Origin of the sequence: Burkholderia sp. AU17457 (assembly GCF_002223255.1) — a bacterium.
Classification (GTDB): domain Bacteria; phylum Pseudomonadota; class Gammaproteobacteria; order Burkholderiales; family Burkholderiaceae; genus Burkholderia; species Burkholderia sola.
In genome coordinates, this window is record NZ_NKFB01000005.1 from 1371583 (window position 1) to 1395675 (window position 24093).

Annotated in this window: 19 protein-coding genes; 10 read left to right on the forward strand and 9 right to left on the reverse strand. The window is 63.7% G+C overall.

The genetic code is table 11. The annotated features are described in order from the left end of the window. The first annotated feature begins 226 nt into the window (after nucleotides 1-226). From sapR to CFB49_RS23445, 3 genes are all read left to right on the forward strand, one after another. The gene (gene sapR, locus CFB49_RS23435) at nucleotides 227-1114 is read left to right on the forward strand and encodes a sap1 transcriptional regulator SapR (protein WP_089436657.1); all 888 of its coding nucleotides are present in this window, start codon (nucleotides 227-229) and stop codon (nucleotides 1112-1114) included. A 16-nt stretch (nucleotides 1115-1130) separates the two neighbouring features. Beyond that, entirely contained in the window at nucleotides 1131-1694 is a 564-nt protein-coding gene (ddpX, locus tag CFB49_RS23440) for a D-alanyl-D-alanine dipeptidase (RefSeq protein WP_089492449.1), read from the forward strand. Nucleotides 1695-1764: 70 nt separating this feature from the next. Then, nucleotides 1765-3366, forward strand: a complete 1602-nt coding sequence (locus tag CFB49_RS23445) for an ABC transporter substrate-binding protein (RefSeq protein ID WP_089436659.1) — start codon at nucleotides 1765-1767, stop codon at nucleotides 3364-3366. Nucleotides 3367-3525: 159 nt separating this feature from the next. Here the strand turns inward: CFB49_RS23445 and CFB49_RS23450 are convergent, their stop codons facing one another. The 6 genes from CFB49_RS23450 to CFB49_RS23470 form a co-directional block, all read right to left on the reverse strand. Beyond that, nucleotides 3526-7104, reverse strand: a complete 3579-nt coding sequence (locus tag CFB49_RS23450) for an ImcF-related family protein (protein ID WP_089492450.1) — start codon at nucleotides 7102-7104, stop codon at nucleotides 3526-3528. Then, the gene (locus tag CFB49_RS23455; RefSeq protein ID WP_089492451.1) at nucleotides 7085-8362 is read right to left on the reverse strand and encodes a hypothetical protein; all 1278 of its coding nucleotides are present in this window, start codon (nucleotides 8360-8362) and stop codon (nucleotides 7085-7087) included. Before CFB49_RS23455 ends, CFB49_RS23450 begins: the two co-directional genes overlap by 20 nt. Beyond that, nucleotides 8362-8622 (reverse strand): PAAR domain-containing protein, encoded by a 261-nt coding sequence (locus CFB49_RS23460; protein WP_089492452.1) that lies wholly within the window; start codon nucleotides 8620-8622, stop codon nucleotides 8362-8364. Before CFB49_RS23460 ends, CFB49_RS23455 begins: the two co-directional genes overlap by 1 nt. A gap of 353 nt (nucleotides 8623-8975) precedes the next feature. Next, on the reverse strand, nucleotides 8976-9629 hold the full coding sequence (locus CFB49_RS35910; protein ID WP_143329312.1) for a hypothetical protein: 654 nt from the start codon (nucleotides 9627-9629) through the stop codon (nucleotides 8976-8978). Nucleotides 9630-9631: 2 nt separating this feature from the next. Further along, nucleotides 9632-12124: a M23 family metallopeptidase gene (locus tag CFB49_RS23465; RefSeq protein WP_089492453.1), complete on the reverse strand. Its 2493-nt coding sequence runs from the start codon at nucleotides 12122-12124 to the stop codon at nucleotides 9632-9634. Between the two features lie 4 nt (nucleotides 12125-12128). Next, nucleotides 12129-14501, reverse strand: coding sequence for a type VI secretion system Vgr family protein (locus CFB49_RS23470; protein ID WP_089436664.1), 2373 nt, complete (start codon nucleotides 14499-14501; stop codon nucleotides 12129-12131). Nucleotides 14502-14834: 333 nt separating this feature from the next. Here CFB49_RS23470 and CFB49_RS23475 point away from each other — a divergent pair, with 333 nt between their 5' ends. The 6 genes from CFB49_RS23475 to CFB49_RS23500 all read left to right on the forward strand — a co-directional run bounded on the left by CFB49_RS23475 (nucleotide 14835) and on the right by CFB49_RS23500 (nucleotide 19658). Continuing rightward, nucleotides 14835-15905 carry an ABC transporter permease gene (locus tag CFB49_RS23475; RefSeq protein WP_089492454.1) on the forward strand — a complete coding sequence of 357 codons (1071 nt, stop codon included), beginning with the start codon at nucleotides 14835-14837 and terminating at the stop codon, nucleotides 15903-15905. Between the two features lie 66 nt (nucleotides 15906-15971). Then, complete coding sequence (nikC, locus tag CFB49_RS23480; protein WP_069617993.1) at nucleotides 15972-16886, forward strand: nickel transporter permease; 915 nt, start codon at nucleotides 15972-15974, stop codon at nucleotides 16884-16886. A 1-nt stretch (nucleotide 16887) separates the two neighbouring features. Continuing rightward, nucleotides 16888-17802, forward strand: a complete 915-nt coding sequence (locus CFB49_RS23485) for an ABC transporter ATP-binding protein (protein WP_089492455.1) — start codon at nucleotides 16888-16890, stop codon at nucleotides 17800-17802. Further along, nucleotides 17799-18575, forward strand: coding sequence for an ABC transporter ATP-binding protein (locus tag CFB49_RS23490; protein WP_069617995.1), 777 nt, complete (start codon nucleotides 17799-17801; stop codon nucleotides 18573-18575). The genes CFB49_RS23485 and CFB49_RS23490 overlap by 4 nt, the downstream gene beginning before the upstream one ends. A 129-nt stretch (nucleotides 18576-18704) precedes the next feature. Next, the gene (locus tag CFB49_RS23495) at nucleotides 18705-18959 is read left to right on the forward strand and encodes a GlsB/YeaQ/YmgE family stress response membrane protein (RefSeq protein ID WP_069617996.1); all 255 of its coding nucleotides are present in this window, start codon (nucleotides 18705-18707) and stop codon (nucleotides 18957-18959) included. Between the two features lie 363 nt (nucleotides 18960-19322). After that, nucleotides 19323-19658 (forward strand): hypothetical protein, encoded by a 336-nt coding sequence (locus CFB49_RS23500; protein ID WP_069617997.1) that lies wholly within the window; start codon nucleotides 19323-19325, stop codon nucleotides 19656-19658. A 26-nt stretch (nucleotides 19659-19684) separates the two neighbouring features. Here the strand turns inward: CFB49_RS23500 and CFB49_RS23505 are convergent, their stop codons facing one another. From CFB49_RS23505 to CFB49_RS23515, 3 genes are all read right to left on the reverse strand, one after another. Then, nucleotides 19685-20557: a LysR substrate-binding domain-containing protein gene (locus tag CFB49_RS23505; RefSeq protein ID WP_089437114.1), complete on the reverse strand. Its 873-nt coding sequence runs from the start codon at nucleotides 20555-20557 to the stop codon at nucleotides 19685-19687. A 112-nt stretch (nucleotides 20558-20669) separates the two neighbouring features. Beyond that, nucleotides 20670-21569, reverse strand: a complete 900-nt coding sequence (gene bla / locus CFB49_RS23510; protein ID WP_089492456.1) for a class A beta-lactamase — start codon at nucleotides 21567-21569, stop codon at nucleotides 20670-20672. Between the two features lie 208 nt (nucleotides 21570-21777). Then, nucleotides 21778-22662: a peptidoglycan DD-metalloendopeptidase family protein gene (locus tag CFB49_RS23515; RefSeq protein ID WP_089492457.1), complete on the reverse strand. Its 885-nt coding sequence runs from the start codon at nucleotides 22660-22662 to the stop codon at nucleotides 21778-21780. A 501-nt stretch (nucleotides 22663-23163) separates the two neighbouring features. Here CFB49_RS23515 and CFB49_RS23520 point away from each other — a divergent pair. Then, entirely contained in the window at nucleotides 23164-24060 is an 897-nt protein-coding gene (locus tag CFB49_RS23520; RefSeq protein WP_069618000.1) for a LysR substrate-binding domain-containing protein, read from the forward strand. Nucleotides 24061-24093 lie beyond the last annotated feature (33 nt).

Below are 24093 nucleotides of genomic sequence, written 5' to 3' on the forward strand. Positions count from 1 at the left end.
ATCTCTGACAGGCATAAACGCAAATTATCCCTGATACAAATAAACTCGAAATATTCCTGCCAGGAATATTTTCACACTACAGGGCGTTGCTGCCCCCGGCATTGCGCGCACGCGCACGCCCTATCGCCCGCTGTCAACCCATAGTTTTTATTCGCTGGCGCCAATGATTTTGGCTTTGTCAGATAGATGACATCGAATCATCAAATGACAACGATCTAACAGCCCGATGACCTGCGCGTTCGCCCATACCGTCGAATCCCGCTTTGCCGAGCTGACGCCGACCGCGAAACGCATCGCCAGCTACATGCTCGCGAACCTCGATCGGCTCGGCCTCGAAACCGCCGACCAGATCGCGCAGCAGACCGGCACCAGCGGCATTTCGGTCGGGCGTTTCCTGCGCAGCGTCGGTTACCGGAATCTCGACGACCTGAAACGCGAACTGCGCGGCGGCGGCGACCGCCCGTGGATGATCACCGACCGGCTCGACGAATACCGCCGCGCCACCACGACGCCCACGACCGCCCACGCGCGCGCCGGCGATCGCAGCGGCGGCACGCTCGCCGCATCGCTCGACCGCGAACTCGACGCGATCCGCCACGTGTACCGGCTCGCCGAAGAACCGGTGTTCGCGCAGGTCGCGGACCGGATCGCGCATGCCGATGCCGTCTTCATCCTCGGCATCCAGTCGACGCGCGGCATCAGCAACGCATTCAGCAGCTACCTCGAATACCTGCGCCCGCGCGTGTTCTATTCCGACGGCCAGTCGGGCTCGTACGTCGATTCGCTGAATTCCGAGTTCGAACGGCCGTACTGCATCGTCACCGACACGCGCGCCTATTCGCGCAGCGCGCGCCGCTATTGCCAGGCCGCCGCCGAGCGCGGCCAGCCGTTCGCGCTGGTCACCGATCTGTATTGCCCGTGGGCGCGCGAGTGGCCGGCCGACCTGCTGCAGGTGAAGACCGACGTCGGCCAGTTCTGGGATTCGCTCGCGCCGCTCACCTGCCTGTTCAACCTGCTGATCACCGCCGTGGTCGACCGCCTCGGTCCCGCGATCGACCGGCGCGTCGCGCGCAACCGCGAACTGCAGCGCACGTTCGACCAATTCGAATCCTGAGCGAACCGGACCGCCGATGAACCCTCACCGCCTCGTCGAAATCACGCCCGCCACGCATCGCGTCGAGATCGATCTCGTCTACGCAACCGAGCGCAACCTGACCGGCAAACCGATCTACCGCCACGCGCACTGTCTGCTGCTCGAGCCGGCCGAAGCCGCGCTGCGCCGCGCGGTCGACGTCGCCGCGCAAGCCGGCTTCACGCTGCGCATCTACGACGCGTACCGGCCGCCGCAGGCGCAGCAGGTGCTGTGGGATTTCCTGCCCGACCCGAACTTCGTCGCCGATCTCGGCCGCGGGTCGAACCACAGCCGCGGCACCGCCATCGACCTGACGCTCGTCGGCGCGAATGGCGCGCCGCTCGACATGGGCACCGGCTTCGACGAGATGGTGGCCGCGTCGGGGCACTTTCACGCGGGGCTGCCCGAGCCCGTGCAACGCAACCGGCTGCTGCTGCTCGGCGTGATGCATGCGGCCGGCTTCGCGCACATCGACAGCGAATGGTGGCACTACGAGTTGCCGGGTTCGTACGCGCTGCCGCCGATCGACAACGCGGCGAGCGGCCCGTGGCGCCTGATGTGACGACGCCGCACGCCCCCTTTTTCATGCACGTTCACGTTCAACGACTCAAACGACAGATGGAGAAGCGCCCATGAAATTCCCGACCTCCCCGCTCGTCGCGGCGCTGGCCGCCGCGTCCCTGCTCGCCGCCGTTCCGTTTTCCGCCGCCCGCGCGGAAACGCCGAAAGACATGTTCGTGATGGCCACGCTGCTCGACGAATTCACGACGCTCGACCCGGGCGAGATCTACGAGCTGGTGCCGGAGGAATACGTCGCGAACACCTATGACCGGCTCGTGCGCGTCGACCTGCGCGATCCGTCGAAATTCAACGGCGACGTCGCGCAATCGTGGACGGTGAGCCCGGACGGGCTGACCTATACGTTCAAGCTGCGCGCGGGCCTCAAGTTCCACTCGGGCAACCCGCTGACGGCCGACGACGTTGCGTGGTCGATCCAGCGCACGGTGCTGCTCGACAAGGGCCCGGCCGCGGTGCTGACCGGCATCGGGCTCACGAAGGCCAACGTCGCGGCGAACGTGAAGAAGCTGGACGACCAGACGGTGTCGATCACGACCGACCGCAAATACGCGCCGACCTTCGTGCTGAACGTGCTCGGCTCGTGGCCCGCGTCGGTGCTCGACAAGAAGCTGCTGCTGTCGCACCAGCAGGGCAACGACTTCGGCAACGCGTGGCTGAAGACCAACGAGGCCGGCTCCGGCGGCTACAAGCTCGTCAAGTGGGCGGCCGGCGACAGCATCGTGTTGCAACGCTTCGACGGCTACCGGCTGCCGCTCGCGATGAAACGCATCGTGCTGCGCCACGTGCCCGAAGCCGCGAGCCAGCGACTGCTGCTGGAAAACGGCGACGTCGACGCGGCGCGCGACCTGAGCCCCGACGATCTCGCGTCGGTCGTGAAATCGGGCAAGGCGAAGGTATCGGCCTCGCCGCAGGCGACGCTGCTGTATCTCGGCCTGAACACGAAGAACCCGACGCTCGCGAAGCCCGACGTGCAGGAAGCGCTGAAGTGGCTGGTCGACTATTCGGGCATCCAGTCCAACGTCGTGAAGACGACCTACAAGGTGCACCAGACCTTCCTGCCCGAAGGTTTCCTGGGCACGCTGAATTCGAATCCGTACAAGCTCGACGTCGCGAAGGCGAAGGCGCTGCTCGCGAAGGCCGGCGTGCCGAACGGCTTCTCGGTGACGATGGACGTGCGCAACGATTATCCGTACACGGAGATCGCACAGGCCGTGCAGGCGAATTTCGCGCAGGCGGGCGTCAAGGTGCAGTTGATCCCCGGCGACAACAAGCAGACGCTCGCGAAATACCGCGCACGCCAGCACGACATCTACATCGGCGAATGGTCGGCCGACTACATCGACCCGCACAGCAACGCGCAGGGTTTCGCATGGAATCCGGACAACGGCGACAAATCGAGCTATAAGATGCTGGCCTGGCGCAACAGCTGGGACATTCCGCAACTGACGAAGGAAACCGACGCCGCGCTCGCCGAGCCGACCGCCGCGCAACGCGCGCAGCGGTACCAGGCGATGCAGAAGGAGATGCTCGCGCGCTCGCCGTTCGTGATCATGTTCGAGAAGGTCGCGCAGGTCGCGACGCGGCCCGGCGTGAGCGGGCTCGAAGTCGGGCCGATCAACGATCTCGTGTCGTACCGTAACCTGAAGAAGCAATAAGCATTGGGAGAATGTGCGGCGCGGCGAACACCGTCGGCACGCGGCTTCGGGATGGGCGCGGGAAAATTCATCCGCCGCCGCACGCAGGTAGCGCATTTCCGCATCGAAATACTTGAGGAACGGCTTCTCGTTCTCTGGGGGATCGTTTCCACGGGCCGTTCATGGTTGCATCTCCGGCGGCAAAGGTGGCGGCGGCAGGAATGCCGGCTGGCTGCCGCCCTTGCCGACGACAAAAATTCGCTCCGGCATCCGGAAGCCTCGCAGCTTCAGCAGATCCAGCGGTCCGGCACCTACCTGTGCTCGCAGCACATAGCGCAGCGGTTCGTCGTGTGGCGCGTTCCACGTGAGTTGATAACGGGTGCTGTCGAGCGGCTTCACGTCGGCCTTGCCCAACAAACGCAGGAATGCCCAGTCGCCCGTCGCATCGAATGCCTGCCGCAATCCCGCACCGACCGTCTGCCACGTCAGTCCCGCGTGCCCGTTCAGGCCATTGCCGGGCCATGCGAGCGGTGTCCAGCTTTCCCGTTGGTTGAAGTAGACGATCTGCTTGCCGTCCACCGACAGTTCCGAACGCGTCACGTTTGGCGTCGGCAGCGCCATCATCTCGAAGCGCTCGCCCGCATCGCCCTGCAGATACAACTGGGCACCCACGGTCGACAACTGGCGCAGGCCGGAGAGGAACTTCGGATCGAACTGCAGTGCCTGGGGCGCCAATTCGTTCGGCACCCAGTGGTCGCCCTCCATCGTCAGCACGCCAGCCAGTTGCGTCGAGACGAAGCGCGCGATCAGGCCGGTGTCGGGGCGCACGTAGCGCCCGAGTTCGGCAAACGACGCATCGGTGTTTGTATCGAAGAACGGATACCGGCCGTTCATGGCCGCGTTGAACGGCATGGCGACGCTTGAGCGCCACGCCCCGTTCAGGCTCGCGGCGGCCGGCTGCAAGATGGTCTGCCACGCTCCCTCGAGCGGCTGAGCGAATGCAGCACTGCCGAAGCCCGACCATGCAGCGCCTAGGCTTGCGGCGGTGAGCGCGGCATCGTCGCAGGCCTGCGAGAGATCCGACAGCTTGCCCTGGAATACCGCCTGCGCGAGCGAGCGGGCCATCGCTTGCGCATCGGCGCTGCCCGCGATCTGCTGTAGCTTCAGGCGCATCGTCGTCACGGCCGTCAGATAGCGCGATAGACTCACGCCGTTCAGCGCGATATTGGCGGGCATGTTGCCCTCGCCGTTGCCGCCGGCTGGTGCGGCGCCGACGTCGCCCATCAGCGCAAGCAGTGGGCCGAATGGCTTGTCGAGAGGATGGACGGCCCGCGCGTCCAACTGCTCGTCGCTGCCGATCAGGCTTTGCGCCTTGCGTACCAACGTGTCGCTCAACGCCTGCGACGGGCGGCCCGCCTGCGCCTGATCTTGCACCGCCTTCATCAGCGCGATCAGCGGCGAGGTCTGCGTATCCGCGAGTCGGGACAACTGGTCGATCGCACCATTCAGATTCGCCGCCGGTTGCCACTGGATGCTGTTGAGCATGTGCTGCCACGCGGCCGCATACTCGGCGAAGTAGCGCGCCGTCAGGCGTTGTTTCAACTCCTCGGCCACGCGCTTCTCATCGATTGCCGCCACTGTCTTGATGGTGCCCACCGAAAGCACATTGCCGATAGTCTGCGCCGACTGTGCACCGGTCAGCACCCAATCACCGCTCACGCGACGTTCGCTCGACGCCTTGTCGATCGCCGCTGCGACCATGCCGTCCCACGCAGCACGGGTATAGATCCCCGGCACCGTCTGCGCGGTCGTAAAAAGACCATGTGCATCCGCACCGGCGAGCAGCGTCGCCAGCGACGCATCCGCATACTTGCCGCGTGCTGCATCGAGGATGCCCTGATACAGCATGTCGTCGCTGCCTGCCAGCCCGATCTGATTGACGAGCGTCGAGCGCATCTGTGCGACAAGCGGCATCGATGCGTCGATCCGCCAGACCGGGTGCGCCTGGAGGTGTGTCGCCCAAAACCCGGCCAGTTGCTGCGAGATATCAAGCCATTCGCCCGCACGCATGCCGGCAGGCGCGGGCCATACGTCGAGCAGTTGGGTCTTGAGGAAGGGCGCATCGGTCCGCGACGGCTCGGCCAGCATCAGATAGGCCTTGAGGCGGTTATACGCGCGCGCCCGCGCGTCGCGGCTCTGCTGTTCGTCGTCACGAACCTGAGAGAGCTGGGTAAGCTGGCCTTCCAGCGCCTGCACGACTGGTTGCCGCAAATTGCGTGCGGCGATCGTCCGATATGGCAACCACAGCGCGTCGAGCAGTTCATCGTTGCGCGACAGGCCCGCGCGCAAGTACCACGGCACCCCATGCAGTTGGCGGTATTCCAGCAGGCTGATCTGCTTCTGCAGCGCGAGTTGCGCGTGCAACGCCTGCGGCGTGCCGGGCGGAGCGGTTAGCGCCACGTCGGCCACTGCTTGCACTTCGCGAACCAGTACACGGTTACCGATGCCGGACATCACCAGCATTACCAACCACGCAATCGCCCCGAACAGCGCGCACCCCGCCAACACGTTCGGCCAGTAAAGCTTCGTGCGGCGGCCCCGGTAGTGGCACACACCGGCGGCGATCTTCCGCCAGACGGGGAGCAGCGCAACCGGTTGTTCGCGCGTGACCGCTTCCACCGGTATCGCCGGGGCGGACGGATCTTGCACGTCATCGGCGACTTCCGGGATCGGCACCGGGACAGTGGATGCCCCCGGAAGGACTGGCACGAACATGATCCCCGTCAGCGGTACGCGCAGCCACTTCGATGCAGCGAGCGCTTGCCAGCCTTCGATCATCCGCTCGCGTTGGTCGCCAATGTATTGCGAAATCTCCAGCAGCCACGTGTACCAGTGCGGCTGGCCGCCCATGCGTACTCCAGCATCTGCAGTCTTGTATTCGAGGTCACGCAATCTGTCCAGCAGGAAGGCTCCGGCGGTTTGCATCTCCTTGCGCGAACTGCTTGGCATGAATGTCCCAACCGGATCGAACCGTTCGGGTAGATTGCCGCCTTTAGCCTCGACCGGATGTAGAAACGTGATCGGAGCGGCCCAGCCCAAAGCGATGGCAATCGTCGAGAGCGTACGAGGCAGCTCGGGATCGGCATCGCTCGCGCAGGCCACCTGTACCAAGCCGTCAACCGGGTTGCGGCGACGCAACTCCCGGATCTGGCCGAGCCACTTCGTCGACTCAATCCCGTCAGGCGATGCGTGTACCAGCACCGTTTCGTCCACGTGCATGATGCCGGCCTGCTTGAGGCCGGGCGCGACCTGATCGATCCGGTCATCCGTGCCGTTCACCAATAGCCAGCACAGGCGGCGGCGCCAGAACCAACCGTGCGCGACGCGTAATTCCTCATAAAGACATTGCAGCCGGGCGTCACGCTTCGGCGGCTTCAGCCTCGTGGACGTTGTTCTCGTCTCACCCGTTTCAAGACGAAATAATCGGGCAGCGCTCGCATAGGCACCCGTGGAGATCGAATACAGATGAGCGGTCACGACGGCGACGAGTAACACCGGAATGCCGGTCATTATCTGCATACGATGCATACCGTCTGCAATGCCGAGATGATCGCCATAAAACCAGATCAGCCAGAGCGCTACGACGGCAAGCACCAACGCGGCGAGAGGCAAGCCCCAGATCGCCGCGCGGCTCGGAGTCGCCTTCTCGGCGGAAACTTGGCGCTCGATGTGCTGCAGGTTATTTTTGGATATCGACATGCGCGGAAATCATTTGATCTTCGGATATGACATGGAGAATGGCCGACTGAAGACCATCGACGACAAGTTGAGGTCCGTCATCGGTGGGCGCTTCGATGGCAGCGGCAATCGACAACAAGCTATTGCCCGCGCAGGCGTCGCCGACAATCCGATCCAGCCTGCACTGCGCAGCGTCTTTTGCCGCAGCCAGAAATCCGGCGGCACGCAAAACCTCGTCGCACCTTTCGATTGGACGGGTGATCCACGCGCTCTTCACCGCCCCGGGTTCAGTCTTGCCGCAGATTGCGGCATCGGCGAAACCGTATTCGGGTTCGGCGGCATCACATGCGATGGGCCTGCACAGCTTCGCTTTCAGGCTGACTTCTGACGGAAACTTGAAATAGCCGGCATCAAGCAATACGGCGGCACATCCCTCGGAGAAGCCTTCGTCAATGTCATCGTCGTACCACGCTGCCGCAATGACGAGAAGCGGACGACGCTCGTGCGCATCGAGCCACGCATCGGCCACCAGCAATCCGTCGCTAGCTGGCGCTGGCTGAACCGCCAGCGGGGGAAGTCCTGCCAAACGCATCGCATCGCGAACCTGGGCGAGACGCTGGTTCGCCACTTTCGATTCGACCAGTACGCGTACTTGGGGCCAATAGGTCGCTCCGTATCGAGTCAGCGCGCGGATACTCTCGATCAACGGTTCAAGCGCCAAACGAATCATCTGAACGGCGGGTGCGATCTTCACCGGTTCGGGTGGATCATCTGTCTGGTCGTCTTCTCCACTCGTCGTGAATGCGGTAGCAAGTAACGGAGCGTCGTCCGCAAATCGGTTGCATAAAACCTTGCCTGGACCGTGCCGAGGGGCTTGCATTTTCAGGATCGGCCTTTTCGCTTCCAGAACTTCGGACAAGGATTTGCCCGCCAGCGGCAAGCAATAGCCTGCACCGAGTACGTGTAGCGGGCGCTGTGCGAATCTGATTTTCTCCGCGAGCCAGCGATCACGATGATGGTTGCGCCAGTACGCGCGATACCACAGCACTTCGTAGCCGGCGCGGCCGAAACCGAGCAGCACCAGGAACAATCCGTTCGGCACGCCAACGATCCAGCTCCAGAACTTGAGGCCGCTTGCTGGCTCGCCTTTGGGCCATGCCAGCAACACGAACGCCGGGCCGAATACGTTGCAGACGAGCCACGTACACGCCCATGGCCAGAAACGCATTCGATGGGGGTACGCGCTGGGGCGTCCGGCGGGAGAAAAGTCGACCGGCATCAGACAATATTGACGTTCTGTAGCGACGAAATCAGCCGGCACCCGCAGGCACATCGATGGTGATGCATGGCGATGAACCTGCCGTCGCGATCGGGAAAACGCTCGTAGCCTTCGTCAACGGTGGTCGGTCCGTGCTGGTCACAGATTGCGTCGTCGCCCTTGCGGGCGAGTGGCTTGCCCATGAATACGGTCCACGGGGAGCCGCTGGTGACTTCGCCACCGTGTTCGAGTTTGTCGCCCTTTCGGATGGGAGATTTCATTTTTGGAATGCCATTTCTGTGGTGTTTAAAAGACCGCACTTGTGTCATCTGTCGTCACGACGCGTCGATTGCCCTGAATTGCCCACACTTGGACAGGCTCCGTCCGTGCAATCCATTTTCCCTTTTGACGTGTTGCGCGACATTCATTCAACGATGGGTGTCGCTGCATTGATCCGAGACCGTCAAAAGTTGACACTTAATTGCACCATGATCGAAGACGGAAATATCCGGGCAATACATGATCGTGCCGCCCGCAACTGGGGTTTTCTTCTAGCGCCATCGTTCCGTTCGGACTAGCTTCGTCGACGGCGAGTGGCCGTTCTTCTTTCTGAAGATCGTGGAGTGATATCGGATCATTGCGCGACAGGGACACTTGCTGCCACGGGTTTTGATCCTGAAGTATCAACGAATTCGACGCTGCGAAGGACTTCAATAACATATGAGAGCAGACTGCCATTCGGATCACTAAGGTACATGACAGGTTCACCACCACATACGGCCATACCTTCGTGAAAAATACAGAATGACAAGTAGCGCTCGCGCTGACCTGGATCACCATCCTTATCGTCCTGGATCAAATAGAATCCGTTCCCGTTGACCGCTTCCAGGTTGTACACATTGGTGAATGCACCCAGAAGCTCTTTATCTCTCGCGCTCTCGAAATAAGGGATCCACTTTTTTCCATATTCATCATAGAGAGCACCATATTGGCGTGCGACTTCGTTTTTCGATTTTTTGACAAAATTAACGCATGCAAAATTAATACCGAACTTCGAAAATGCATTTTTAATTGGTGGCTTTTCCGTCCAGTAAGACGCATTTAATGGCATCCCGCTGACCAAGTGGCCATTGAAATAGTCAACAATACTAATTACACATTGCTCGCCCATATCGACTACAAGCCTCGATGGTTTATCGCCTAAGAAAGTTCCACCTTTGGCGTACGATCCAAATTGGACGAATAGGAAAATTATCCCAATCAAAATTGCACTCAATTTGTCACGCATACTCAATCTCTCCGGGGAATGCGCCCCTCAGGAAACTCGTGTGAGGGAGCGCCTGATTCGTCTGGAAATTTGACTTCCGCCAGCACCGCTAGCGCTTGCGCGAATGCCACGCACCGGGCGATATAGCCATTAAATGGTTTATGGAGACGGCCTACGGCAGCAGGAAGGTTCACAGCAGCCGACGCGTCCCGAAAATTCATGCTGTGATAATAGATCTTGCTGACTGGTGGGTTCGGACGGGGACGTTGACGGTCCGGCGGTCGCGTAGCAATTACTGCACGCCGCTCCAAGATGATTGGCCTATCAGCGTAACGCCCCATACCCATTTTTGCCCAGTAGTACCCGGCACTATCGGCAGGAGCAAAGGTGTCTTCGGGTGTTACAGGCTGGCCCTCAGCACCGACTTGCTCGCGCCACGTTAGCATTACAGGCGTTACGCCACTGACTGGATCCGCTAAATAAGTTCGGGCCTGTGCTCGATGCCCATCGGCTTGGGCCTGCGCGTGTGCCAAGTCGTTGCGTGTGGTTTGCGAGATCAGAGCGTTGCGTCCACGAAAATCCCAGTAGCCGATGTAATTTGACGAATGTGTAATCTGCAGAAATCCGCGACCATCCCACGGGTAGTACCACTCGTTACGATTGTTCTCGTGCAATTTTTCAAGCCATTGGGTTTCCTGCAAAGAATTTCCAAAGAACGTCGCCATGCGACCAGGCGAAGAAACAGTGTATTTTCGCAAAGCACAATTCAACGGAACCCGATGAGCGTTAGAGATATCTGATCGGCGCCTCGAATAGGCCACTTCTTCGTAATACAACCGGTGGTTTCCTGCTTCGCGCAGGACCTCTATTGGCAACAACTGTTTGAATTCGCTCGCGCTCAACCACGCACACTTCCTGAAATGCCGAATAAACGCCAAGGGATGAAAAAACCAGACCTTCTGTCCAGCAAGCGGCGTCTTATCCAGAAATTGGAACTTGCTCAAGAATTCAATGAACTTCTCGTACCCGTCCGGATTGGTATCTTTCTGCTTACCGAAGAATCCATCCGGCTCGTTCAATCCCTGATACCGCTCGTCGTTGTCGGACGGGTCCCACTCGCTGCGCGCCTTGCACACCAGTCCCCTAAGTTTTTCGCGCGCGCCCGCTGCGTTCCGCACGTAGCCTGCGAGTTGCAGGTTGACGCTATCGTCGTTGTTCCTGTCGTATTCGAGCGGCGAGATCATGCCGGACGCGGCTTGCGGATCCGCGACGCCAGTCAGACGGCAAAGCTCATCGTAGCCGCAGAGTCCATCGTGATTGAATAGCGTATTGTCGTCATCGACCTTTTGCCAATCCTTGAAGAACGGGAAATCCGCATCAGAAAGCTTGACGATCGCGTCTGATGCGATGTTGATATATCCCTGGCTTCCGTTCTCATCGACTGGCACCGCGACCCAAGTATCACAAGCCGCACCCGAGAGCGTCGGATCGTCCGAGAGAATGCGCCCAAACCGAAGCATTTCGTAGCCATCGCTCGGGCAATCGGAATAGAGCGCCATCGAACGCTGATACAGGTCGTACTCGTATTGCTTCGTGTCGTTGTCGTACGGGTCAGCGACCGGGGCAGGCGTGAGCAAGGTGACGCTACCACTGTTGCCGCGGTCGATCCACGCCTGCGTATAGCGCCGTCCCTTGTTGAACCAGGCTTCGACATAGAGCGTGTCGTTTTCACCAATTGAACCGCCCTGCACTGGAGGAAACCAGGCGTCACTCATACCCGCCGGCTGAGGCACGAAATCCATCGGGCCGGGAATGACAAAATACGTATGTCCCCAATAGTCGCCCGACGTAGGCTGAACGGGGTTCTTTTCACCTAGCTGAACCTTGTGGCCGTCCTGCTCGAACCAGGCCGTGAAATCATCGTCTGCCATGAAGATTTCAAAGTGCAGATGCCGAACACCCTGATGCCAGCCGACATAACCAAGTATGTCCTTGCGATACACCTTTTTCGTACCGCCCGGCTGAACCACGCCATCCTTGCCCTCTGCCGTATCGAGCAGCCATTTCGGCAGGGCGTTCGCCGATCCGGTCGCTGGCGGATCGTTCGGTTGAGGCGCGACATCTTGCTGCCCGGTCATGTCCAGCAGGTGCATATAGAGCGAGTAATACGTGATCGTGCGCCCGTCTCCCGTGTCGGTCGTGTGCCTGAGCAGGACGAAACCGGCATTCGAGTTCCGTTCCAGCTGCCCTGTCGTCGGATCGATCCTGCCATCGGACAGGGCGTTCTTGCAGATCCGATAGGCCACCACGTCACCGTCGGCAATCGCGCGCACGGGTTCGTGCTGCTCGCTCGGCGCCAGATGAATGCCGCCGTGAAAACGCCGGTCGAAGGCGACCGGGTAGACCCCGTGATGGCCGATCTCGAACTGGTCGACGGCGTCCATCATGAGGTCCGGCCTCGACGCATCATTGGACGACAGACCCGATGCGGGCAAAAAAGGAGGGCTGATGATCATGGCTTCAATGCGACGACGAGTAATGGTCGGAAATTTTCAGGCCGATTTTTGGCAGGAGTGGCAATGGCGCTGCAACGTTGTCCGGCCCTTCGAAGGTGAACGACGCCGCCTTGATAACGAACGCACCGGGACAGTGGAACGTCATGTTGCCGTTTTCGATGACCAGCGACGCCCCGCCGCTGTTGAGCGTGATTTTCGACTTTGCCGCCAGTTGGACGTCCGCACTCTCGCTCGCGACACGCAACTGTTTCTGCGCGAACAGATCCATCCCGTCCGTCAGGGCCATAGCCGTCAATTTCCCCTTCGAGGCGGTCAGATTGATGCCTAGCTTGTGGGCACACAGCGAAATCAATTCGCCCGCCATCATCCGCAGCCGCTTGGTGACGCTGACGTCCATGTGCTTGCCCGCCGTGACGATCACGTTCTCGCCCGCCGAGTGCTGGGCAGATTTAGGCGTCACGAACGCCATGCCGCCGGGCGCGCTCGCGAGCAGCCCCGCGTCACGAAGCTGGTTCAATCCGTCCAGCAGTGCCGCCTGCGTGGCCCGGTCGGCCGGTTCTACCTTCGCCTGCCGTGTAGCATCGGCCAGTTCCGTTACGTGCTGCAGCGCTGCCTTCAGCTGCTGGATGGCAGCGGGCATGTCGAGGTGCGGCGTGTCAGCACCACCTGTCGAGTCCGCGGAAAAATACAGCCCCTTCTCCGCACGCATCGTGCCCCACGCACGAGTCGTGACGTCGATTCCCTCTCCGCGCTTGAATTTCTTGCTGTCGAGCAGATAACCGAGATTCACCGCCGACTGGCCGTAGACCGTGGCGATGCGCGCGCTTTCCTTCTCTCGCAGGTCGTTGAACACGATCTCCGCGCCCCGCAGCGGCGAGCGCCAGATTGCGTAGCTGAACATCGCCTGCGCACCATGCACCAGGTCCGGGTTCGAATAGTCGTGCAGCGCGCCCGATATAAGCAAGCGATCGACGTCGTTGTGTTCCCCCTGCAGCAGCACCTCCGTCTGCGGCAGCAATGGCGAATGGAAGCCGGCCTGATACGACGACGACGGACGCACAAGGCGCAGATTCAGCAACTGCTTGTCGGCGCTGTCCGACCCCTGCAGGAACTTGGGCAGGACGGGATAGCGCCCGTGCTCGTCTATACACGCATAGGGTGCGCGGTCAAACGTCGCTACAACGCCGGCGACTGGCCCTTCCAGAAAACGCCAATGCTTTTCGTAGTCGAATTTCGGCCGGTAACCGAGATGTCCGGGCATCGCCTTGAAGGTATTGTGCGCCGGCTTGGTGCGCCCGCCCTTCATCTCCATCGATGTGATCACGAACCCGTATTCGGCGCCGCGCATCTTCGTGTTGCCAAGTTTCACCACCACACCCGGCATGAGGCCCTTCACGTTGCTGGTACCGAACAGAGTGACCTGACGGGCGATCTGCTCGTCGCGTCGCGTTTGCACCAGCGCCTCGCCCCCTTGCTGCGTCAGGTGAAATTCCGCGCTACGGTTGATCCGGCCGAACACCGAGCGGTCACCGCTCTCGTCCGAAACGGTCGCCGTCGCGCACAGCGGATCCTCCGGCGTGCGATAGTTGCGCTCCCACACCTCGATCTCGGCCGGCACCAACGTGCGTTCGCCATTCAGTGAAAGCACCGCCTCGTGCCAGTTACCCGTGAGGCCGGAATCCGGCATCAGCGGCACTTCGATCGAACGCACATAGGCGCGCGGATTGTCCGCAAATACAACGGTGTCGAGCTGCCCCTGCTTGCCGCGTCCCTGTTTGTAGAACCAGAAAATGCCTTTTCGGCGGCAATGACGTGCGATGAAGTTCCAGACGGACTCCTCGTACATAACCACCTGCTCAAGCTTCTCCTTCACGCCTTCCAGGTTGAATTCGATATCGAACGCGTCGAAGTTCCGCCGATCGACAACCAGTTCGGTGATGATCTCCTGCAGGCTCTTGTCGCGAAATACCCGCGAGCCATGCACGCGCTTGAGCAGAGCGGCAAACCTGGGCTCGATGCGCAACTGGTAAGCCGCCTCGTCGCGACTCGTACGGATACGCTTCCAGCGCGTGACGATGCCATTGAAGGTGGCTGCGGCATGCTCGACCGGATCGACGTAATTGACCGACGGGACAGCCACCCGCTCGTCAATTTGCAAGCCTGCGCGCCGTCCGACGCACTGCTTGCCATCGATATCGAGATGTGGCGAGGTAACCGTGACATCGACCTTGTAGTCCCTGCAAAACCCGGCGCGTACCTTGAAGTCGAGCACGTCGAGCCCGAGGTCGAGCGTGCCGATCCATATTCCAAGACGCTGGCTAAGGCGTGCGCTCGGATGGCGCAGTGCATCCACAAGGGTTTTCGTCACCGCATTCATATGCCATTCCTATCCGATTGAAGAAGAAACGATGTAATACCGTTGCACCAGCAACTTTGATCGAAAGGGCGCAGAAGCTGCAACGCGAAAAATCCAGCTTCCGTTACTACGTATACGAGGCCTTCAATAAAATTGTTAAATAGAGTGACTTTTGATTCTCTGGCCCGCCCAAAATCAATATCGAATGATTCGACCGCACCAGTTTCGTTTTCTTGATTCGAACGGCGGCGAGCGGTCCATTTCGACTGCGGGTTGCGTCGAAGGCATCAGCGCGCTTCGAATATATGGATACTGTGTGGCGCCGCCTCCCGAAGAAGCGCTAAGATTCACCGCATGTCGACTCCCGCCTCCTCCCTCGAAGCCCTGCGCACGCTGCCCGCGCGGCGCCCGGCCGTACGCTGGACGCTGCGCGTGCTGCGCTGGGCGCTCACGCTCGCCGTCACGTTCGCGGGGCTGCTCGCGCTGACGTTCGTGATCGGCCGCAAGGTACCGATCGATCCCGTGCTCGCGATCCTCGGCGATCGCGCGTCGGCCGACGCGTACGCGGCCGAGCGCATCGCACTCGGCCTCGACAAGCCGCTCGCCACGCAGTTCCTGATCTACGCGCGCGACGTGCTGCACGGCAATCTCGGCATGTCGCTGCTGACCGCGAACCCGGTGCTCGACGACATCAGGCGCGTGTTTCCGGCCACGCTCGAACTCGCGACGATCGCGACGCTGATCGGCATCGCGATCGGCGTGCCGCTCGGCGTCGCGGCCGCGGTGAAACACAACCGGCCGATCGATCACGTCGCACGCTTCGTCGGGCTGATCGGCAATTCCGTGCCCGTGTTCTGGCTCGGGCTGATGGGGTTGCTGCTGTTCTATGCGCGGCTGCACTGGGTCGGCGGGCCCGGCCGGCTCGATCCCGTGTACGACGGAATGGTCGACCCGCGCACGGGGAGCCTGCTGATCGACGCGGTGCTCGCCGGCGAATGGGACGTGTTCCGCAACGCGATGTCGCACATCGCGCTGCCGGCCGCGATCCTCGGCTACTACTCGGTCGCATACCTGAGCCGGATGACGCGCTCTTTCATGCTCGACCAACTGAGCCAGGAATACATCGTCACCGCGCGCGCGAAGGGCCTCTCGGAGCGCCGCGTGATCTGGCGGCATGCGTTCGGCAACATCGCGGTGCCGCTGCTCACCGTGATCGCGCTCACGTACAGCAACCTGCTCGAAGGCTCGGTGCTGACCGAGATCGTGTTCGCGTGGCCGGGGCTCGGCTCGTACCTGACCGGCGCGCTGCTGAACGCCGACATGAACGCGGTGCTCGGCGCGACGCTCGTGATCGGCGCGATGTTCATCACCGTCAACCTGCTGACCGACGCGCTGTACCGCGTGTTCGATCCGCGTGCGCGCTGAGGGCCGCTTCGATATGACCGTTTTCATCCTGCTTCCTGTTGCACCGATGCCGAAGGCCACTCGATCATGAATGCCGAGCGTCTCACCCTGCGCGCGTGGCTGCTGTCCGATGCGCCCGCGTCGCGCTCGCAGGCCGCGTTCGGCCTCGCGTACCGCCGCTGGCGCCGGTTCGCCACGAATCCGCTCAACCTGTTCGGGCTCGCGATCCTGGTCGCGCTGATCGTCGTCGCGATCATCGGCCCGCTGATCATGCCGCACGATCCGCTGCGCCAGGTGCTGTCCGACCGGCTGCTGCCGCCCGGCTCGCCGTCGCACTGGTTCGGCACCGACCAGCTCGGCCGCGACATCCTCTCGCGGCTGATCGCCGGATCGCGCCTGACGCTCGGCATCGCCTTGCTCGTCGTCGTGATCGTCGTGCCGATCGGCCTGCTGATCGGCACGACGGCCGGCTATTGCGGCGGGTTCGTCGACAGCGTGCTGATGCGCATCACCGACATCGCGCTCGCGTTCCCGAAGATCGTGCTCGCGCTCGCCTTCGCGGCCGCGCTCGGCCCCGGCGTGATCAACGCGGTCGTCGCGATCTCGATCACCGCGTGGCCCGCGTATGCTCGGCTCGCGCGCGCGGAGACGATCCGCATCGCGCAGGCCGATTACATTCATGCGGCGCGGCTGCAAGGCGCGTCGGGCCCGCGCATCCTGCTGCGCTACATCATGCCGCTGTGCATGTCGTCGGTGATCGTGCGCGCGACGCTCGACATGGCCGGCATCATCCTGACCGTCGCGGGCCTCGGCTTTCTCGGCCTCGGTGCGCAGCCGCCGAGCCCGGAATGGGGCTTCATGGTCGCGTCGGGCCGCAACGTGCTCCTCGACGCATGGTGGGTCGCGACGCTGCCCGGTATCGCGATCCTGCTCGTCAGCCTCGCGTTCAACCTGCTCGGCGACGGGCTGCGCGACGTCTTCGATCCGCGTCATGGAGCGTGACATGTCATTGAATTCCATCGCCACCCCGGCACCGCTCTGCGAGATCGACGGGCTGAAGATCGGTTTTCGCGGGCACGACGGCGTCGTCACCGACGCGGTGCGCGACCTGTCGCTGACGCTCGCGCCCGGCGAGCGGCTCGGCATCGTCGGCGAATCGGGCTCCGGCAAATCGCTGACCGGCCGCGCGCTGCTCGGCCTGCTGCCCGACGCCGCGCGCTGGTCGGCGCGCACGATGCGCTTCGCGGGCCACGACCTGCTCGCGATGTCGCCGCGCGAACGCCGGCGCCTGTGCGGCAGCCAGATGGGGATGATCCTGCAGGACCCGAAATATTCGCTGAACCCGGTGATGACGGTCGCGAAGCAGATGGGCGAAGCGTTCCGGCGGCACGAGCCCGGCTTGCGCGGCCGCGCGCTGCGCGAGCGGATCGTCGACGCGCTCGCGGCCGTGCAGATCCGCGATCCGGCGCGCGTCGCCGATGCGTATCCGCACGAGCTGTCGGGCGGCATGGGCCAGCGCGTGATGATCGCGATGATGGTGTCGACGGGCCCGCGCCTCCTGATCGCCGACGAGCCGACGTCCGCGCTCGACGTCGCGGTGTCGATGCAGGTGCTCGCGGTGCTCGACGCGATGATCGCGCGGCACGACACGGGCCTGATGTTCATCAGCCACGACCTGCCGCTCGTGATGTCGTTCTGCGACCGCGTCGCGGTGATGTATGCGGGCCGCGTGGTCGAAACCTGCGCCGCGCGCGATCTGCGCGACGCGTCGCATCCCTATACGCGCGGGCTGCTCGCGGCGAATCCGCCGCTCGCGAACCCGCCCGACGAACTGCCGGTGCTGCGGCGTGACCCGGCATGGCTCGACGCGATGCCGCCGACCGCCGCGCTCGCCGGTCCCCAGGAGGCCTCGAGATGATCGACGTCGATCACGTATCGATCCGTTTCCCGACCCGCACGGGTCACGTCGACGCGGTGCGCGACGCGAGCTTCGCGGTGCGCGACGGCGAAGTGTTCGGGCTCGTCGGCGAATCGGGCTCCGGCAAGTCGACGCTGCTGCGCGCGCTGACCGGCCTCGTGCCGCTCGCGGGCGGCAGCCTGTCGATCGATGGCCGGCCTGTCGGCGGCACGCCCGATCGCGCATTCCGCCGGCACGTGCAGATGGTGTTCCAGGATCCGTACGCATCGCTGCATCCGCGCTTCACGGTCGACCAGACGCTGCGCGAGCCGCTGTCGATCCATGCGATCGGCGACGCCGACGCGCGGATCGCCCGCGCGCTGTCCGAGGTCGGCCTCGGCCCGTCGTTCCGCTTCCGCTATCCGCACCAATTGTCGGGCGGCCAGCGGCAGCGCGTGGCGATCGCGCGTGCGCTGATCGTCGAGCCGCGCGTGCTGCTGCTCGACGAGCCGACCTCCGCGCTCGACGTATCGGTGCAGGCGGAAATCCTGAACCTGCTGCGCCGCCTGCATCGCGAACGCAACCTGACGATGATCCTCGTCAGCCACAACCTCGCGGTGATCGGCTTCCTGTGCCAGCGCGTCGCGGTGATGCAGCACGGCGAGATCGTCGAACAGCTGCGGATCGAGGACGTGCGGGCCGGGCAGGTTGCACGCGACTACACGCGCACGCTGCTGAATGCGACCGAAGGGTATCGCCGGCTCGATCCGGCAGCCGGTGTGCCGGCAGCCTGACATCCGCACGACGCGCCGGCATGCGATACTCGGCACGCCACGCGGCGGCCGGCCGTCGTGTGGAACCCTTGCGCACTGCAAGGGTCAACTTCCTTTCGTCAACAGCGCAACAGCCATAGGGAGGCGTTCATGCTGCAATTCATCGAAACCCTGGTCGTCGGGCTCATCGTCGGCCTCCTCGCCCGCGCGTTCAAGCCGGGCGACGACAAGATGGGCATCCTGATGACCATCGTGCTCGGCGTCATCGGCTCGCTGGTCGCCGGCTACGTCGGCCGCGCGGCCGGCTGGTATGCGCCGGGCCAGGGCGCGGGCTGGATCGCGTCGATCATCGGCGCGATCGTGCTGCTCGTCGTCGTGGGTGCGATCCGCAAGCGCGCGGGCTGAACACCGCACGCCGCGCTCCGACGCAAACGGCCGCTCGTCTCACGCGAGCGGCCGTTTTCTTTTGGTGAATCGTCCTCCTCAGGATTGCCGATTCGTTGAGCCCTCAACGATTCACCTGCGAATCCCGCATCCATTGACGCGTGTCACCCGAGCTTACGTCATCGGCAATACCCTGACTTGCGGCCGCACAAATTTGAGATAAATTGATTGAAGGAACGCGGCGTCGTTTGCTCGTCGTCGCTATTTCCGGTTTCTCACTCAAGAGGTTCGATGAAATTGCCGTTTACGCATACAGCACCGCAGCGTTGACGGACTGCCATTCGAGCGGCCTCGCTGCGACGCGCTTCCTCTCTGGAGCCTGTCATGAAGCATCGCCTGTTTGCCGCCTCGTTTGCCCTGGCTGCCTCGCTTCTGGTCTCGTCCTCGTCATTTGCCGCCGGCGCGTCCGGCATCATCCACTTCACCGGCATGATCGTCGAGCCGCCGTGCTCGTTCGCGCTCGACACGACCGACGCCGCGCATGCGCACGTGCGTCCCGACTGCCCACGCCCGGCGAGCGGGCAAGTCGCGTTCGTCGACGCGGCCAGCCTGCGCCCGATCAAGACCACGACCTTTACGCAGGCCTCCCGCGCAATCGTTTTACCTGATCGTCCGGGCAACGCGAACGCGCCGATGATCGCCGTCGTCACCTACCAGTAACGCTCGCTGCGGGAGAACGTCGCGCGTCAGTCGCGATGGCGCGCGATCCAGTCGCTGAACGCGCGGATCTTCTGCTGGCTGCCGAGGTTCTCCGGATAGACGAAGAAGTAGCGTGCGCCCGTTTCCAGCACGATGTCGAACGGCCGTTCGAGCCGGCGCGCGCTGACGTCGTCATCGACGAGCGTCACGTCGCCGATCGCGACGCCGAAGCCCTGCATCGCCGCATTCGTCGCGAGATCGAGCGTGTCGAACGTCGGCCCGCGCGCGGGATCGACGCCGCGCTCGCCCGCATGGTCGAGCCATGCGCGCCAGTCGCGGTGGTCGCGCGTCGGATGCAGCAGCGTATGGCGCGCGAGATCGCCGACCGCGCCGAGCGGCGACGCCTGCCGCAGCTCGGGCGCGCAAACGGGCGTGAGCCGCTCGTCGAACAGCGGCAGCGCGACGACGCCCGGGCCCGGCGACGTCCCGTAGACGATCGCCGCATCGAACGGCTCGCTCGAGAAATCGACGACGTGCTGCCACGCGGTCGTGATCTGCACGTGGAGATCGGGATGTTCGCCCTGGAAGCGCATGATGCGCGGCAGCATCCAGCGCATCACGCAGGTCGGCACCTTCAGCGCGAGATCGGTGCGCTGCCGCGTGAGCTTCATCGAGATGTCCTCGATCCGCGCGAAGCTCTCTTCGACCACCGGCAACAACTGCTCGCCCTCGGCCGTCAACGTGAGGCCCTTCGCATGCCGCCTGAACAGCGGAAAACCGTAGTGCGCCTCGAGCGTCTGGATCTGCCGGCTCACCGCGCCCTGCGTGATGCACAGCTGCTCGGCCGCGCGCGTGAAGCTGCGGTGGCGAGCCACCGTCGAGAAGATCTGCAGCGCGTGCAGGGGTGGAAGTCGGCGCATGGCGAACGGGACACGGGAACGGAAAACGACGCGGAAGGACCGCGCGCCGACGCCGGCGCGCACTGACCGACACGATAAGCCAAACGCCGGCTTCGCGCGAGACGCCGCAGGTTCAGGCCGTCGCGGTCAGCGCGCCCGCCGCGATGCGCGCCGCCGATGCGACGACGTCCGCACGCGCCGCGGCAGCGGCATCCGGCTGCGTGAACGACACGGCCATCACGATCGGCGCGCGCGACGGCGGCCACAGCACCGCGATGTCGGTCGTCGTGCCGAAGCCGCCGGTGCCGGCCTTGTCGGCCACGCGCCAGCCGGGCGGCACGCCCGCCGCGATGCCGGTCGCGCCGCGTGCGCCGCCGACCATCCATTCGGTCAGTTGCGCGCGCTGCGGTTCGCGCAGCACGTCGCCGAGCAGCAGCCGCTGCAGCGTGTCGACCATCGCGACCGGCGTCGACGTGTCGCGCTCGTCTCCGGGCGCGGCCTTGTTGAGTTCGGGTTCCCAATGATCGAGGCGGAAGGTGGTGTCGCCGCTTTCGCGCGCGAACGCCGTGACGGCCTGTGGGCCGCCGAGCACGCTCATCAGCAGGTTGCCCGCGCCCTTGTCGCCGGACTGCAACATCGCCGCGCACAGCTGCGCGATCGTCATGCCGGTGTCGACGTGGCTCTCCGTCACCGGCGAGCCGGATACGATTTCATAGCGGCGGTACAGGATGCGGCGCGGCAGCAGCGATGCGTCGAGCGCGCCGCGCGCGAGCATCGCGGCGGCGGCCACGACTGCGTACGTGCCGCACAGCGGGAAGCGCTCGCGCGCATGGTGCGCGATGCGCACGCCGTTCGACGTATCGAGCGCGGCGACGCCGAGCCGCCCGTTCGAGGCTTTTTCGAGCGCGGCGAGTTCGGCTTGTGCGGTATGGGCGCGCCCCTGGTCGGCGACCGGCGCGGACGTGCACGCGGCGACGAACGGTGCGGCAACGGCGGCAAGCAACAGCGAGCGGCGTGTCGGAGAGTGTTCCATGAATGAGGTCTGTTCTGTCGGAAACGGTGGCGCGAAGCGACACTGCCGCGCGTCGACGACGCGCGACCGTTCACGCCGACGGCCGGCCCGCGACGACATTCGCCGCGCATCCCCGAAAGACGTCCGTCGGCCCCGCGCGCTGGCGGGATTCGCATGAACGCCTAGCGTAGCAGCGACCGCCGTCGCGTTCCAGCGAAACGGCCCGACTTCACCCTTGCGACGAAGGCAGGTACGGCATCGGATTCACCGGCTTGCCGTCGCGTCGCACCTCGAACAGCAGCGCGACGCGCGAATTGTCGAGGTCGCCCATCTCGGCGATCGCATCGCCCTGATGCACGATGTCGCCCGTCTTCACGAGCAGCTTGCGGTTGTGCGCATAGGCGGTCAGGAAATCCGCGTTGTGCTGGACGATGATCAGGCTGCCGTAATCGTTCAGGCCGGTGCCCGCATACATCACGCGCCCGTCGGCCGCGGCGCGGACCGGGTCGCCCGGCCGGCCGGCGATCTGGATGCCGCGGTTCTGCCCGGGCCGGAACCCTTCGACGATCTTGCCGTTTGCGGGCCACTTGAGCGCGACGCCGCCCGCGTGGCGCTTCGTTTCCTTGACGACCTGACGGTCGCTCGCGGTCGACGCGCTGGCCGGCGAAGTAGCTTGCGACGCTATCTGCGCAGTCGCCTGCGCGGTGGCCTGATTACCCGCCGCGCCATTGCCCGCGACGGCCTGCGTGCCGGCCGCGCCCGCGGGCGGCAGCGGCTGCTGCTTGACGATCCGCAGCACCTGCCCCGTGCGCAGCCTGCCGTTCCCGGCCAGCTTGTTCCAGGTACGCAAGTCGGCCACGCTGCAATCGTTCGCGGAGGCGATGCCTGTCAGCGTGTCGCCGCGTTTCACGACGTACTTCCGCGCGACAAGAATCGGCGCGGCCGGCATCGTGGCGGCCGGCGTCGCCGCGGCGGACGGGCTCGAATCAGAGGGCTGCGCCGCCAGCGTGTTGCTGGGCGGAACGGACTGCGTATTTGCACAACCGGCCATGACGAGCACGGCGGCCAGGCCCGACAGCCACGCCGCCTTGCGGTGAATCTCGCGCGTTTTCATGGACGATCCGACTCCGGTTTGACAATCTTTCAAGCATCTCAAAAACGGAACGGCCGACGTGTAACCGGATGCAAACAATGATGACAAACGATCACGGACCGGATGCCGGCCGGCATTCGCTACCGGTAATACGGTCCGATTCGGAAAAACTTGATGGCGCTTGCGCCGAAAAACGGAAGAATTTTCGTCGCAAAAAACTATGGCCGGTTCGCCTTGATAGCCTTGGCGCGACGATATTCATCGCAACCATGCGACGAATTCGGCACCGGCCCACGCGACACCGATGCACAGGAACAGCAGATGCAGCGCGATCTTGAACGACACGCCCCATGACGAATCGATCTGCATGACGGGCTCCCCGGTTGATGTGCGTCCATGATCGGCCGTCGGTCGCGCCCCGAAAATGCGGAAGCGGCGAACCGGGTCTCAGGCTACCCCTGAGACCGGCGCCGCGGTTCCTGCTAACTTATCGGCCATTCCCCACCCATCGCTCCGCCCATCATGCGCTTCGACCTGACCGACCTGCGGCTCTTCCTGAACATCTGCGAAGCCGGCACGATCACGGGCGGCGCCGAACGCACGCACATCACGCTGCAGGCCGCGAGCGAGCGTATTCGCGGGATGGAGGACGAGCTTGGCGTGCCGCTGCTGCACCGGACCAAGTCGGGCGCGCAGGCAACCGACGCGGGCCGCGCGCTCGAACATCACGCGCGCACCGTGCTGCAGCAGATCGATCACATGCGCGGCGAACTGCAGCAATACGGCCAGGGGCTGCGCGGCCATATCCGGCTGCTGTGCAACACCGCGTCGCTGAGCGAATACCTGCCCGATGCACTGGCCGATTACCTGCCGCGCCATCCGAAGCTGTCGATCAGCGTCGAGGAACGCTCGAGCCAGGAGATCGTGCATGCGATCCGCAACAAGACGGCCGAAGTCGGCATCGTCGCCGATTCGGTCGGGCTCGGCGGGCTCGAACAGAAACCGTTCCGCGAAGACTGGCTGATCGTCGTCGTGCCGGCCGCGCATCCGCTCGCGTCGCACGACAAGGTCGCGTTCGACGACATCGCCGGCGAAGACTTCATCGGCCTCACCGACGGCAGCGCGCTGCAGGTGCATCTCGCCGATCAGGCGCGCGCGCTCGGCAAGCGGATCCGCTATCGCGTGCAGTTGAAGAGCTTCGACGCGATCTGCCGCGTGATCGCGAGCGGCGTGGGCATCGGCATCGTGTCGCGGCATGCGGCCGAGCGCGCGATGCAGACGATGGACGTGCGGCTCGTCGAGTTGTCCGATCCGTGGAGCCATCGGAAACTGACGCTCTGCGCGCGGTCGTTCGACGCGCTGCCGAAGTACACGCGCGAGTTCGTCGCGTTCCTGTCGGGCGACGCACCGCCGCCGTAACGCGCACCGCGCCCGACTCGCCCCATCGACATA

Coding starts and splice junctions, on each gene's coding strand:
- CFB49_RS23475 (WP_089492454.1), top strand. CDS start 14,835: ATGTCGACTCCCGCCTCCTCCCTCGAAGCCCTGCGCACGCTGCCCGCG.
- CFB49_RS23485 (WP_089492455.1), top strand. CDS start 16,888: ATGTCATTGAATTCCATCGCCACCCCGGCACCGCTCTGCGAGATCGAC.
- CFB49_RS35910 (WP_143329312.1), bottom strand. CDS start 9,629: ATGCGTGACAAATTGAGTGCAATTTTGATTGGGATAATTTTCCTATTC.
- nikC (WP_069617993.1), top strand. CDS start 15,972: ATGAATGCCGAGCGTCTCACCCTGCGCGCGTGGCTGCTGTCCGATGCG.
- CFB49_RS23505 (WP_089437114.1), bottom strand. CDS start 20,557: ATGCGCCGACTTCCACCCCTGCACGCGCTGCAGATCTTCTCGACGGTG.
- sapR (WP_089436657.1), top strand. CDS start 227: ATGACCTGCGCGTTCGCCCATACCGTCGAATCCCGCTTTGCCGAGCTG.
- CFB49_RS23460 (WP_089492452.1), bottom strand. CDS start 8,622: ATGAAATCTCCCATCCGAAAGGGCGACAAACTCGAACACGGTGGCGAA.
- ddpX (WP_089492449.1), top strand. CDS start 1,131: ATGAACCCTCACCGCCTCGTCGAAATCACGCCCGCCACGCATCGCGTC.
- CFB49_RS23465 (WP_089492453.1), bottom strand. CDS start 12,124: ATGATCATCAGCCCTCCTTTTTTGCCCGCATCGGGTCTGTCGTCCAAT.
- CFB49_RS23520 (WP_069618000.1), top strand. CDS start 23,164: ATGCGCTTCGACCTGACCGACCTGCGGCTCTTCCTGAACATCTGCGAA.
- CFB49_RS23500 (WP_069617997.1), top strand. CDS start 19,323: ATGAAGCATCGCCTGTTTGCCGCCTCGTTTGCCCTGGCTGCCTCGCTT.
- CFB49_RS23495 (WP_069617996.1), top strand. CDS start 18,705: ATGCTGCAATTCATCGAAACCCTGGTCGTCGGGCTCATCGTCGGCCTC.
- CFB49_RS23470 (WP_089436664.1), bottom strand. CDS start 14,501: ATGAATGCGGTGACGAAAACCCTTGTGGATGCACTGCGCCATCCGAGC.
- CFB49_RS23445 (WP_089436659.1), top strand. CDS start 1,765: ATGAAATTCCCGACCTCCCCGCTCGTCGCGGCGCTGGCCGCCGCGTCC.
- bla (WP_089492456.1), bottom strand. CDS start 21,569: ATGGAACACTCTCCGACACGCCGCTCGCTGTTGCTTGCCGCCGTTGCC.
- CFB49_RS23450 (WP_089492450.1), bottom strand. CDS start 7,104: ATGTCGATATCCAAAAATAACCTGCAGCACATCGAGCGCCAAGTTTCC.
- CFB49_RS23515 (WP_089492457.1), bottom strand. CDS start 22,662: ATGAAAACGCGCGAGATTCACCGCAAGGCGGCGTGGCTGTCGGGCCTG.
- CFB49_RS23490 (WP_069617995.1), top strand. CDS start 17,799: ATGATCGACGTCGATCACGTATCGATCCGTTTCCCGACCCGCACGGGT.
- CFB49_RS23455 (WP_089492451.1), bottom strand. CDS start 8,362: ATGCCGGTCGACTTTTCTCCCGCCGGACGCCCCAGCGCGTACCCCCAT.